The organism is Methylomonas sp. TEB (assembly GCF_047777895.1).
Lineage (GTDB): Bacteria > Pseudomonadota > Gammaproteobacteria > Methylococcales > Methylomonadaceae > Methylomonas.
Genome location: NZ_CP180476.1, coordinates 1,398,140 through 1,411,142, shown reverse-complemented (window position 1 = coordinate 1,411,142; position 13,003 = coordinate 1,398,140). Strand labels below are relative to the sequence as shown.

The following is a 13,003-nucleotide window of genomic DNA, read 5'->3' as shown; positions in this document are numbered from 1 at the left end:
CGGAATATCAAATAATTTACAAGGACCCCAAATAAGCGGCCACCGCCTTGATGTCGTCTTCGCTAAGCGATTGTGCCAGAGCATTCATTTGCGGGGCCTTGCGCGCGCCTTTTTTGAAATCGGTTAGCTGTTTGGCTAAATATTGCGGATGCTGTCCGGCCAGTTTCGGCACCATACCCATACCTTGCGCATTGTTGCCGTGGCAACCCAGACACATAGCGGCTTTGTCTTTACCCTGCTTAACCAAATTGGCGTCGCTGCTACCGGCCGATTTGCCGTGCAAGCTGGCGTAATACGCAGAAATATTTTGAATGTCGGTGTCGCTCAAGCCTGAAGCCAAGGGCTTCATCACCTCGTTATCACGCTGACCGTTGCGGAATTTATTCAGCTGACTCTCGATATACACCGCGCTCTGCCCCGCCAGACTGGGCCACAACGGGCTGCTACTGACGCCGGCCGCACCGTGGCAACCTTGGCACGCAGCCGCTTTCGCCTTGCCTGCTTCGATATCCGCAGCATTGACGCCGGCGGCAAACAGCCCCAGCATGACGATATATCTCAATTTATGATATTTATTATTCATCGGAATCACCCTTGGTTGGCTTGTTGTACAATCCTGACCACATAATGCGCTATCAGGCTTCTGCATCATAGTCAGGCGACATTGACTAAGCAAACCTAAATCCCTTCAACCCACTCGAACCAAAGGAATAGGCCATGTCGTGGTTGCTATCGCTTTTTAATCAAGATTCCGTGCCGCACACACTACTAATTATTAGCTTGGTAGTGGCAAGCGGCCTGGTGTTGGGCAGAGTAGCGCTGGCCGGTATTCAACTGGGCATCGCCGGCGTGCTGTTTTCCGGACTGCTATTCGGGCATTTCCAACTGAGTATCAATCCGGAAGTGATGCATTTCTTGCGAGAATTCGGCTTGGTACTCTTCGTTTACGCGATTGGTTTGCAAGTCGGCCCCAGCTTTGTCAGCTCGTTTTTTCGTTACGGCTTGCGGCTGAACGGCATGGCCGCCGCGATTGTGCTATTGGGCGCATTGATTACGGTATTGATCAGCATTGTCGGTGAGATTCCGATGCCGGTAGCGGTAGGCCTGTTTTCCGGCGCCACCACCAATACCCCATCGCTGGCCGCCGCCCAGCAAGTACTGGGCGGGATTGCCGGCATCGACAGCGAAACCTTGAAAATGCCGGGCTTGGGCTATGCGGTGGCCTACCCATTCGGTATCGCCGGCATCATTCTGGCCATGCTACTAAACAAACGCTTGTTTAAAGTGGATATAGCCGACGAAGCCAAAAGCTTTGCCGACCAACAACAGCAAGACACCCATGTACCGATCTGGAAGGATTTGCGGGTGGAAAACCCAAATCTGAACGGTTTGACGCTGAGCCAAATTCCGTTTTTCGAAGGTATGAACGTGGTGATGACCCGGATTCTGCATAACGGTGCAGTCGATGTCGCCGGCCAGGAAAGCCGCCTGGCAATTGGCGACACCATCCGCCTGGTCGGCGAACGTGAACCTTTGGAACAACTGAAAATTCTGATCGGTCCGGAGTCGGATATCGATCTAAAACAAATTGCCACCAATTTGCAAAGCAGACGATTGGTAGTCACCAACAAATCCGCGATCAATCAAACCGTCGGCAATCTGTGCATGCTTTACGGCGTCACTATTTCCCGAATTCATCGGCCTGATGTCGAGTTCTCGCCCACCAGCAATGTGCATGTCCACTTCGGTGACGAGCTGAATGTGGTGGGTCATCAGGAAGCGTTAAACAGTATCGAAAAAGCCCTGGGTAACTCGCTGGAAGAACTCAATCATCCGCAGATCATGCCGATTTTTATCGGCATCTCGCTGGGAGTGTTGCTGGGCAGTGTGCCCATGTATTTACCCGGCATTCCCTCCGCGGTCAAACTGGGCATGGCCGGCGGGCCTTTGCTGGTGGCCATTATGCTCAGCCGGGTGGGTAACTGGGGCACGATGACCTGGCATTTACCGAAAAGCTCCAACATCATTTTAAAAGACATCGGCATTGTGTTGTTCCTGGCCTGCGTCGGTTTGCACTCCGGCGATCAATTCGTCGAGACACTGGTCAAAGGCGATGGTTTTTACTGGATGGCCTGCGCGGCGATGATCACTTTGCTGCCTCTGCTGATCGTCGCGGCCGTGGGCCGGATAGTTTATAAACTCAACTTTCTAACGCTTTGCGGCTTGCTGGCCGGCAGCATGACCGATCCACCCGCGTTGGCGTTCGCCAATAACCTCAGCCCGGCGGCGGCTGTGTCGATGGCCTATGCGACCGTATACCCGTTGGTCATGATTCTGCGGATCATTGCCGCGCAGCTGATTATATTGTTGGTGCATTAAAACTGATTCATTCATCGGATTGTCTGGTTCGGCGGCTAAAATCCCCGAGCCAGCTGAGGCGCGTACTGCGATGACATCGAGCTTAAACATCAACTACCAAAATCTGGCTCCCCGCGATGGCAAGTTATATCTTCTGCCAGCTTTCTACCCAACCGGCATTGCAGACAGTTATTTGCACAGCTTATTGCAAAACCTGGCCTGGCAAACCGAGCAAATCCATATTTTCGGGCGTTGGGTGCCTGTGCCGCGCTTGATGGCCTGGTACGGCGACCCAGGCGCCGACTACCGCTATTCCGGGGTAGATCACCAACCGCTACCCTGGACCAGCGAGCTACAATCCATACGAAGCGACGTCGAAACCGTTTGCCAGCAGCCTTTCAATAGCGTTTTGGCGAATCTGTATCGCGACGGCCGGGACTCGATGGGTTGCCATGCCGATAATGAAAAAGAACTGGGAGCGAACCCGCTGATTGCTTCGCTGAGTTTTGGCGAGACGCGCTTACTGCGCTTTCGACACGCCCGCAGCCGCACGGTGCTGGATATCGAGCTAAGGCACGGCGATTTGCTGATCATGGCCGGCGAGTTGCAGCACCATTGGCGCCACGAACTTCCCAAAACTCGCCAAGCCAAGCAAGCCCGGATCAATCTGACTTTTCGGCGGATTGTGTCAACGCCCACTTCGCCCGCGCTATCCGCAGCGCGTTAACCTTATCGACCACCAACTGTCTGAAATCCTGTTCCGCCGGTAGCTTGCTGATTACGCGAGTATTGTCACCATCCAGTTTCACCAGATAGTCTTGGTTTTCGGCAAATACACTAACCATATCCCGATTATCGCCGCGCCGATGAATAATGTATTTGGGCGACGTTTTTGCTGCGCCGAACAACACCCCGTTCCAATCCGAATAACATTGCTTGCCGGCGATCAAACCCTGCAAACTATTAAACACATCAATTTGTTGATATTGATTGTTTTCCACGCTTGCTGGCTGATCACCATCGACAATCACTAAAGGCACTTTGGCCGAAGCTTTATACTGGCCATATAACTCAACTTCGGCTTTTTTTAAGGGCGTCATCGAATGATGGTCGCCGACAATAATCAAGAGGCCATTCTTGAAAAAGCCCTTATTTTGTAGTTCTTGATAAAACCGGCCTATTTGCTTATCGGTATAGGTAATGGCTGCCGATTCGGATTTTTCCTTAGTCTCGGGATTAATATAAGGATGATGACTGCTAACCGTTTTGATAAACAGCATAAAATTATTTTTTTTATTTTTCTCTATCCTATCCAAGGCTCTTAAATATAACGCCTCGTCCGGCGCGGCCTCAAAATGAAACCGCTCCCATTTATCGTACTCCGGCTGGTCGTGGCCTTCGATATAATCAAACCCTATGCTTTTTGCCCAGACTCCGGTATTACCAAACTCCAAATCTGCAGTCGTTAAAAATTCGGTTTTATAACCGTGCTTTTTAAGAATATTGGGTAGGGAATCTTTTATATTATAAAAACTATAAAACGACGTACCGCCATCGTCGGTATAACTGGAGGGCGGATAGAGCGGCTGCAAGCCCGTCAGCAGCGCGACTTCGCCGTCTTCGGTGATAAAACCGTTGGCGTAAAAATTCTTGAACGCTTGATGTTGGCGAGCAATTTCATCCAGATTGGGCGTCCAATCGTGGATGCCGGAGAAATATCGGCTTTGATAAGCGGAAAGGGACTCCACCATCAAAATAATAGTATTCTTAGTGTCTACCGGTTGAGTTTGGCAGTCTATATGCTCTTGAAAACTAAAGTTATCGACATAGGCGGCGCTATACGGCGCAGCCTCGGATAATATGGTTAAGTTATAATCAATGACATTTTTATAAATCCAGGCATGGGCGTATTTTTCATTATCGGCAAACGCGGCCGCCAACGGCAAACCAAGAATTAAGAAGATGGGCCACTTTTTGACATGAGGATTTACGGATTTAAACCTTACCCACGAAAAATATAAAGGTATAGCCAAGATTAATACACTAAGCGCAAGCACACCAAATTCGCTTAAACCGTAAATTTGCTGAATATATTTGTACGAATAATCCGCATATTTTATGGCGTCGCCCAAAGCCAGATGCGTATTGAAATTAACGATAATGGCGTAATCGATAATATAAACCGCAAACAACAGCAAAGCCGCCAAACGTAATAATGCTGCCAGCCCACGCATGATAGTCGGCAGAAACGAAAAATACAGCAATATAAAAATACCGCCATAAATCAGCGCGTCATTACATAAAACCTGAGTAAATCCCAGAAAACGGGTGCCGGTATAGTGATAAATAAAATTATCGACATACCACCCTTTCAGCAGCAAGGGCGCAACCAAAATAAGCCATAAAACCGTTTTGCCCATGCCGAGGAAGCAGTTGAAAATGCGGTTAATCGCGAGTTAACTTCAGGAAGTGAAAGATATCAACTTCAATCACACCGAATGCAGTGATCCACAGCAACGCATCGTAAGCATCCAGCCATTCTGACTGCATCAGCCAGGCCACGGCCATACCGATCAAGCCAATAAATACCAGCACGGTGACCAACCAAAACGCCTGCCGGTGCCGCTCCACCAAAGCCGGCCAGCGCACTTCCAACTCGAGCAACACGATCAATCCAAACCAAAGCAAGGAGTTGACCACATCCAGCCATTCGTTATCGCGGACGTAGCTGCCGAACACCAGCGCAATCACCACAATCAATACATTCCGCACTGCGTGCAAGGTACGCTCGTTGAATGGCGCGGCCTTGACGGTTTCCAGCTCGAACATCACCAACAATATCACCCAGGTCAGCGCATCAACCGCCGTCGTCAGCGTATCGACCGCTGCGTATATGCCGATATTCAACGTCAACAAGGCCAGTATCGCCAGTTTGTATTTGGGGTAGGTAAGAAAAAACTCGGCGTTGGGCATAACGGTAAGATGAATTGAGTCGAACGCCAAACTACTCATGGCAAAGGTTCGACGGAAAAGACATGAACCATGACGACACCTGGCTGGCGCCGTCATGACCAACAGGAATTATTTAACGAAACAGGCTTTTTCCGCCTCGGCATCCGCGTCTTTCAGCTTGGTGCGCAAATCCTTCGATTGTTTGGGATCGCGAAACGCCGCGCCGGCTTCGCCTGGGGTTTTTTGCATCTGGGTAAAGGTTTTGGCCGATTCGTATTCCTCAAAACTGAGTTTTTCGGCGATTTTGTCGATTTTGCAACCGCAAGCGTATTGGCTGATATAGGTTAGGCCGCCATGTTTGGCCACACATTCCAGCACATATTCGACGCGGTCGCGGGTGGGATAATCATTGACCAGTGCCGCAGGCTCGCCGGCAGCGGCGTCCGGTTTTGAATTTTCCTGGGTAGCGGCGCAACCGCTTAACAGCGTTACAACAGCGAGAGTAGCGAAGAATGATTTTGTCATGGTGCTCGTTTTTTCGTTATAGGGATATTAAATTATTGCTCGGCGGCGAAGTCGACAATCTGTCGTAATTGCGGGTTCATTTCCTTGGCGAATTTATTCAAGGCGGGGTTGCCCGTATCTTCCGGTAACAAATGCGTCCTGACGATGGTTTTACCTTCGAATTGATAGGTCACCACATTGCAGGGCATATAGCCTATCGCGTGCGGGGTGATTTCCAGCACTACTTTTGCCAACGTCAGATTGCAAAACTGTACCGTATCGTATTCCGGAAAGTTCGTGGCCCCTCTGTCGCGGATGACCTTCCCCACCCGACTGTGGCCGGTAATGCGAAAGTTATGTTCGGCAATCGCTACTTCCAGTTCGGTCAATACTTCGTCGTAGGGTTTGCTGGTTTCCACCTGATAATACGTCACTTCTTCGGTATGCACAGACTGCGCGGCACAACTTGCAATCAACGGCAGGCTTGCGAAAATGACGACTCTTTTAAACATCGGCAAAGCTTACCATCATGAACGGGCAAAACAAAGTGAGCGGCGTAGTGCTGGCGGGCGGTATGGCTCGGCGCATGCAGGGCCAGGACAAGGGCTTGTTGATATGCCATAACCGGCCCTTGGTGAGTTATGCGCTGGCCGCCATGAACCCATTGGTCAACGAGTTATTCGTCAGCGCTAATCGCCATCAAGACCAATACCGGCAATTCAATTATCCGGTCATCAGCGATGCCGAACTCAGCTTTGACGGACCGCTGGCCGGCATTCTGGCGGCGATGCAGACCGCTCAGCATCCGATATTACTGGTAGCGCCGTGCGATTCACCGTTGGTTGCAAGCATGCATTTGCAACGCTTGCTCGACGCATTAATAAGCCAGGATGCTGACATCGCCGTGGCATTTGACGGCGAACGCTTACACCCGGTTTTCGCCGCGCTGAAAACCCGCTTGCAATCGGATTTACAGAACTACCTGCATAGTGGTGAGCGCAAGTTACAAGCTTGGTTTCACCGGCATTCACTGGTCGAGGTGGATTTCAGCGACTCGCAGCACCTCTTCGTCAATATTAATACGCCGGCGGAATTGTCGGCTGTGGAGCAATCGTTAGCCGAAATCTTGCCTCAATAGCGAGTTGATATTAGCCGCTCAGTGCACCGCTTTTTCACTGCTGACGATTAACAGCGCTTCTCCCGATCGATTACCCAAAACCGTTGCATGCATACGCACCGGGATAATTTTCTGATCCTTGGTGATGCGTTTGGTCTTGATACTTTTCACGCCGCCGGCAAGAATCAATTCCTGAATCAGTTGTTGGGTAATGCCCCTTTCATCGTCAGAGACGATCTCGGCAAACGTCATACTGGCGGCGTCCAAGCTATCCCAGCCGTATAAGATTTCGGCACCTTTATTCCAAGCAGTAATCTTACCTGACACTTCAAACAGAATAATTGCTTCGTCGGTATCCATCACTATCGTGGCCAGCTTTTGCAAACAATTTAAACACTCCTGTTTTTCGACTTGATGCTGGTGAACGTAATCGCGCTCGGTTAACGCGATTAACTCCCTAGCCGAGTTCTCGGCCTGGAACATACAAGCCGACGCCGAAACGTGCACCACCTTACCGGATTTGCTCAGCCGCTTGGCCTGAAACGACGGCAAGGTGTTACCCACTTTCAGGTTGCTTAAACCTTGCTTGGCAAAATGCTTTTCGTCGTCCGGAATCAGATTGTAAAAATTCATCCCCAGCGCTTCATGCGCCGACCAGCCATACAGTTTCTCGGCAGCATGATTCCACGTCACGATGGTACCGTCCGGTTCGAGCAAGGTAATCGCATCGTTGGAAAACTGCACAAACTTGGCCAATCTCAGTGTTTCCTGCTCTTCACGCTTATGCAACTCCAATTGCGCGCTTTTCAGCTGATTGATGTCCACAAAAGTCAAAATAACGCCGGCATTGACTTTGGCTGAAACTACGTAGGGAATCACCCGCAATAGATACCAGGTGCCGTTTTCAAGTTGAATTTCCTGATCGAAACAGTTGTGTTGATCGTTGACACCTTTAACGACAGCGATGACATCCAGATCTTTGATCGTATGCGTCAAGTGATAAAACGGCCGCCCGAGATCGGTTTCCAAAATATGGAATATCGACTGTAGTTTCGGAGTAAATCGCCTAATATCCAGATTCTCGTCTAAAAACAGCGTAGCGATATTGGTGCTATTGAATAAGTTATCCAAATCGTTATTCAGTAAGGTCAACTCGACAATTTTGCCCTGGTGTTCGGCATTGACGGTGTAAAGCTCTTCGTTGACCGATTGCAATTCCTCATTAGTACTCTGCAATTCCTCATTACTTGCCAACAATTCTTCGTTGGTAGCTTGCAGTTCTTCGTTGGAGGTCTCCAATTCTTCCACGGTGGCTTGCAGGTTTTCGCGGGTAAACTGTAATTCTTGCTCCAGATCGATGATGCGCTGTTTGGCGTCTAAATTGACATCGTAGATCAGGGTTTCCGTCTCGCTAAAACAAGAAGGATCCACCGTCTCAGTAATCATCGCCGCCACTAAGATTTCTTGGCCCTTCTTGCCCGGCAGGGGTTTAAATTGCAGTCTAAACGTCCGCAAACTGTCCTGCTCTCTGACCCGAATATTGGACAACACAATTTCGTTATTCGCTTTTAAGGCTTTTTGAATACCTGTGGAAATGGGTATGGATAAATCTTTTTTAACAATTTTACTGACATTACTCACCAGTTTACCGCTGGGATAACTCAAATAATCTTTAGAATCGCCGAAAATATGGGATATTTCCATATTCTCATTAATTATCATCGTAAATGGCAAGACATCATTCGATATTGCTCTGATGAAGCGATCCAATACTCTTTCTTCCTGACCACTAAGCGCATTCGAGGAGCGCACCGAACTCGGATACGGCGCGTAAGTCATTAAAGCACTGGGGGACGCAGTAAAACCCAAGGATTTATATTTGCCTTTGGAGCGATATAGTTTTGATTTAGCACTTGCCACATCGAAATACTCACCCATATCGCCTATCGTTTCACTGGTACCCAACACCAACAAACCTTCCTTTACCAGAGAAAAGTTGAATAACTCCAATATTTTCTTCTGTAAAACAGGTTGCAAGTAAATCAACACGTTTCGACAGCTGAGAATATGAATATTGGTAAACGGCGGATCTTTAATCAGGTTATGCTGAGCAAACACCACCATTTCCCGAATTTTTTGACTGACCTGAAAATAATCTTCCCGGCGAATAAAGTATTTCGACAGGAGCTTGGGCGGAATATCTGCAATAATACTTTCCGGATATTTACCGTTACTGGCTTTCTCAATGGCTGTTAGATCGACATCGGTCGCAAAAATCTTCACGCGAAAATAATGTCCTGAATACTCCCGATATTCCGATAACAACATCGCCAAGGAATAAGCTTCCTCACCGGTGGAACATGCGGTCACCCAAACTCGCAACTCATCTTCTTGCAATAACTTGACAACTTTTTTTAACCAATGCTCACGAATATCGTCAAATACGTGCTCGTCGCGAAAAAAACTGGTAACCCCTATCAACAACTCCTGAAATAACACTAAAACTTCATGAGGATTTGTTTGCAACAAGTTTAAATACTCGGATATATCTTTTAAGTGATTGATCGATATACGCCGTTCAATGCGTCTAACTACCGTATTGGGTTTATAAAAGGTAAAATCGATTTTGCACTTTTCTCTAAGGATTGAAAAAATCCGCGTGATGTCACTGTCGTCAGACGAGACGATATTTTTTTCCTGTAAGGTGGCATAGGGATGCTTAACAAACGCCAACAACTGACCGGGCATCTTCTCCGGCGGCAAACTAAAATCCGCCAAACCCGTAGCAAAAGCATTCTTGGGCATGCCGTCGAATTTGGCGGAATTTTCGTCTTGCACCATCACCATGCCGCCGAATTCTTTGATGGCACGAATACCGCGTGTGCCATCACTGCCGGTGCCGGACAAAATGATACCTACCGCCAGCTCTCTGGCGTCCTCGCTCAAGGAGCGCAAAAATATATCGATCGGCAGATTAATCCCTTTGCTGGGATCTTGCTCGGCCAGCAATAGCTGGTTGTGAAACACCGTGACGTTTTTCCGGGGCGGAATCAAGTAGACGGTGTTGCGCTCGATTTTCATACCGTCCTCAATGCGCTTTACCGGCATGGCGGTATGTTTGGACAATAGTTCAGCCATCAAACTTTTATACTGTGGTGACAAATGCTGAATCACCACAAACGACAAACCGCTATTCGCAGGCATATTCTTGAAAAATGCCTCAATCGCTTCCAAGCCTCCGGCCGAAGCACCGATCCCGACAATATACTGCGGCGGCACTTTTACAGTGTTTTGATTATCCATAAAACCATGTTATTTAATATCAATCGTTTAAATCAATAAAGCCTCTGGACAACATTACCCTTCACGCGGCGATAAAAAAAATCAAGCCTTATTTGCGTCGGTGATCACGTCGCTAATATTTGTGATAGTCACGACTAATTTACGCGCTTTCAAATCAAACGATTCGCCTGCTGTATCGCTACCGTCATCCGCATTACCTTTAATCAAAGCAGGAAAAGCCAAATTCTTATCGCCTTGCAAACGCAACTGCAAACTTTTATGGGCTGGCGCTTTGAAAAAAGCATCAAAACGGTGAATAAATATATTTTTATCTTCTTCGAAGATTAGCTTGGAAAAATGGGTTTTCTGCAATTTACTGGCTTTATAACCCAACATATCTGCAAACGTATGATTTGCTTGCTCTATAAAACCTTGATAATCTAGGGTGATAATACCCACCGGAACGCAATGGTAAGTAAAATTTAACTTATTATTTAGGCGGGATAACTCAAATTGCGCTTTTTGCAGCTCTTCATTCTGCATTTGCAATTCAATTTGGTAAACTTGTAAATCATAAAATAAACGCTGAATTTCTTCCGGCGTAATACTACTGATTTCTTGCGGCGTGAAATCTATAATTTTCTCCGCCATTTCTTTTAATTTAGCAGCATGAGAATCTAATGTCATAACAGTATTTCCTTATTAATTTATATTTATTTTTTGAAAAACTTAGTGGAAAATTCTAGTTCCCACTATTTCTACTCCCTATCGATTCGTCCACTTCTATCCTCTTCGGATTTTACCGATACCTTACCTGCAACTTATTGAATTAAAACCTGACGCAGCGCCCAGCACTGGGATTGTAATACAGAACAGATACTCGAGCGTTTGCTGCGTAGTGTTTGCCTGCCTTAATATCCCTACTTTTTACTTTAACATTTATTTCAAGCGGTGAATTTTTTAGTTCCCGAATAAACAGATATCCGCGCAAATAAACCACCGCCTTTTCGGATCAAACACAAGCAAGCTCAGCCTAGTTTTCCGCAAAATATCAGCACTGGCAAACACTACAATTAGTGGCGTTAATATCCGTCCGATCAAAGGTTGTGTCATTTACGCCGCATTATGCTAACGTAAATTTTTTTTTGCTTGGAACCACGATGAAACGATCCACTCTCGCCATCATTCTGACATGCTGTTCGTCGGGTATTTTTGTCCCATCAGCCTTTGCAATCACTACGCCGGCAGATCAGGATAAATTGCGCATTCATACCAGCATGCCTCGAAGAACCAGCGATTCGCTGTTTTCATACACGGCGGAATGGCGTATCGACGATGGGGAGCTATATCGCTCTACCGGCTTGAGCTTTCTGAATGCACACAAGTTTGATGATCCGACACAGGCTCACGCGGTCACCAAAAAACTACTTACATCAATGAAAGACGGCATGATTCAGCTCGATCCGAATTGGCGCGGCATCACTATTACCCAACCGCCGGAACAAGCAGAATTAATCATCGCCAACAAAACCGGCTATTCGTTGACCACGGTAACGGTTAGAGATTACAGCAACCAAGGCTTGCGTTTCGATCTTGCCGATAAAAATTTCAACGCCGACGGCGTGCAAGTGGCTTTTGATTTGGTGTTCAGCGCGGATGTGGAATATCTGGACGGCTTTTCCTCGAAAAAAGCCCTCACCGCCTCACAAGGCGAAATCGAGATTAAGATAGACGACCAAAAACCGATTCATATCAAAACCGACGGTAAAACCACTCGCGAACTCGAGCAAGAAATCGCCAAACAGTTGAGTGTCTCTCACCTTGCTGAAACACCGCTTTATCCTGGCATGGTCAGCAACGATACCCGCAACAACAAACCGTTCGATGGCAGCGAAGTGCAATTTTTAAATCTTGCCGCCAAATCGATTGCTATTGACATTACCGACCCCGCGTTGGGCGTACTCGCCAAGTTCAAATTCAAAGACGAAAATCATTCGGTGAAGGTCGTGGAACCGCGTTTCATGCTTGGCGCGTTGGCCTTGACGGTACTTTTAGCCATTATCTATTTTCGGCGCAAAAACCAGCAGAAATCCATATAACAGTTCTAATCTCCGGGTGGCAGCCAGCGCACGCGGCCACCCGGCTTAAGGTTTAAATCAATGCCCGGAATGTTCAGGCTGCTTATCGGTGACGCTGGTTCTACGCAAAATATAGCGATCAGCAAGTTTGCCGGTGAACCGGTTGCCGCTAGTATCCAACTGAATCAACGCATCTTTTTCAACCAGATATTGCTGGGAAGTTGCGCCATTCTTTGGCGTCAAAACCAGAGTGTTGGCTTTTTCGCCAGGGGCAAACTTACCCTTTTCAGTAAACTCCCTTTCCGATTTCCCCAAAAATTGGGTCATCAGCAGATAACTGCCGTTTTTGTTCAAAGCCAGCGTGGTTTTCACGCCGATGCAGTCGGCACAAGGGGTTAAGCCAGTATAAATCCCCGGCCAATCCATACTCTTATGTTCGTGATGAGCATCCTTATCGTCAGTCCCCGCCGTTTCGGCAGGCACTGGATTAAAAGCAGAAAAAGCAGCCATCACCAGAAAAATGACCAGATTTTTTTTTAATTTTGATCTAACTGTTCGCATATTTGCTCCTGAGCAAACCGTCGCTAATAATAATTTTTTGAGTACGTACCACGCTGGAAATCCTTTGTACACCGGAGTTCATTCACGAAAAGCCTGGCTAAGGAAAAATCTGCAGTAGACACCCCATGCCCACCGTTTGATTTCTATTCAT

The 13,003-nt window shown here is 47.6% G+C and carries 12 protein-coding genes; 4 read left to right on the top strand and 8 right to left on the bottom strand.

Going from position 1 to position 13,003, the window contains the following annotated elements; all coding sequences use genetic code 11:
* Positions 1–16 precede the first annotated feature (16 nt).
* Positions 17–583, bottom strand: a complete 567-nt coding sequence (locus ACMXD4_RS06435; protein ID WP_415880200.1) for a c-type cytochrome — start codon at positions 581–583, stop codon at positions 17–19.
* Between the two features lie 134 nt (positions 584–717).
* Between ACMXD4_RS06435 and ACMXD4_RS06430 the strand changes: the two genes are divergently transcribed.
* Both ACMXD4_RS06430 and ACMXD4_RS06425 read left to right on the top strand, forming a co-directional pair.
* Positions 718–2,379 carry a putative transporter gene (locus ACMXD4_RS06430; protein ID WP_415880199.1) on the top strand — a complete coding sequence of 554 codons (1,662 nt, stop codon included), beginning with the start codon at positions 718–720 and terminating at the stop codon, positions 2,377–2,379.
* A gap of 70 nt (positions 2,380–2,449) precedes the next feature.
* Complete coding sequence (locus ACMXD4_RS06425) at positions 2,450–3,085, top strand: alpha-ketoglutarate-dependent dioxygenase AlkB family protein (protein ID WP_415880198.1); 636 nt, start codon at positions 2,450–2,452, stop codon at positions 3,083–3,085.
* Here the strand turns inward: ACMXD4_RS06425 and ACMXD4_RS06420 are convergent.
* From ACMXD4_RS06420 to ACMXD4_RS06405, 4 genes are all read right to left on the bottom strand, one after another.
* Positions 3,021–4,778, bottom strand: a complete 1,758-nt coding sequence (locus tag ACMXD4_RS06420) for an LTA synthase family protein (protein ID WP_415880197.1) — start codon at positions 4,776–4,778, stop codon at positions 3,021–3,023. The genes ACMXD4_RS06425 and ACMXD4_RS06420 overlap by 65 nt on opposite strands.
* Positions 4,779–4,803: 25 nt before the next feature.
* Positions 4,804–5,370, bottom strand: coding sequence for a hypothetical protein (locus ACMXD4_RS06415; protein WP_415880196.1), 567 nt, complete (start codon positions 5,368–5,370; stop codon positions 4,804–4,806).
* Between the two features lie 69 nt (positions 5,371–5,439).
* Positions 5,440–5,835, bottom strand: a complete 396-nt coding sequence (locus tag ACMXD4_RS06410) for a hypothetical protein (RefSeq protein WP_415880195.1) — start codon at positions 5,833–5,835, stop codon at positions 5,440–5,442.
* Between the two features lie 32 nt (positions 5,836–5,867).
* On the bottom strand, positions 5,868–6,326 hold the full coding sequence (locus ACMXD4_RS06405) for a DUF302 domain-containing protein (RefSeq protein WP_033155632.1): 459 nt from the start codon (positions 6,324–6,326) through the stop codon (positions 5,868–5,870).
* Between the two features lie 17 nt (positions 6,327–6,343).
* Here ACMXD4_RS06405 and mobA point away from each other — a divergent pair, with 17 nt between their 5' ends.
* A complete protein-coding gene (gene mobA, locus ACMXD4_RS06400; RefSeq protein WP_415880194.1) occupies positions 6,344–6,952 on the top strand; it encodes a molybdenum cofactor guanylyltransferase MobA in 609 nt (202 codons plus the stop codon).
* Positions 6,953–6,970: 18 nt separating this feature from the next.
* Here the strand turns inward: mobA and ACMXD4_RS06395 are convergent, their stop codons facing one another.
* A complete protein-coding gene (locus ACMXD4_RS06395; protein WP_415880193.1) occupies positions 6,971–10,234 on the bottom strand; it encodes a chemotaxis protein CheB in 3,264 nt (1,087 codons plus the stop codon).
* 81 nt (positions 10,235–10,315) lie between these two features.
* The gene (locus ACMXD4_RS06390) at positions 10,316–10,900 is read right to left on the bottom strand and encodes a PAS domain-containing protein (RefSeq protein ID WP_033155635.1); all 585 of its coding nucleotides are present in this window, start codon (positions 10,898–10,900) and stop codon (positions 10,316–10,318) included.
* Between the two features lie 473 nt (positions 10,901–11,373).
* Between ACMXD4_RS06390 and ACMXD4_RS06385 the strand changes: the two genes are divergently transcribed.
* Positions 11,374–12,312: a hypothetical protein gene (locus ACMXD4_RS06385; RefSeq protein WP_415880192.1), complete on the top strand. Its 939-nt coding sequence runs from the start codon at positions 11,374–11,376 to the stop codon at positions 12,310–12,312.
* A gap of 57 nt (positions 12,313–12,369) precedes the next feature.
* Here ACMXD4_RS06385 and ACMXD4_RS06380 read toward each other — a convergent pair whose 3' ends face one another.
* The gene (locus ACMXD4_RS06380) at positions 12,370–12,924 is read right to left on the bottom strand and encodes a copper resistance protein NlpE (protein WP_415880191.1); all 555 of its coding nucleotides are present in this window, start codon (positions 12,922–12,924) and stop codon (positions 12,370–12,372) included.
* Positions 12,925–13,003: the final 79 nt, after the last annotated feature.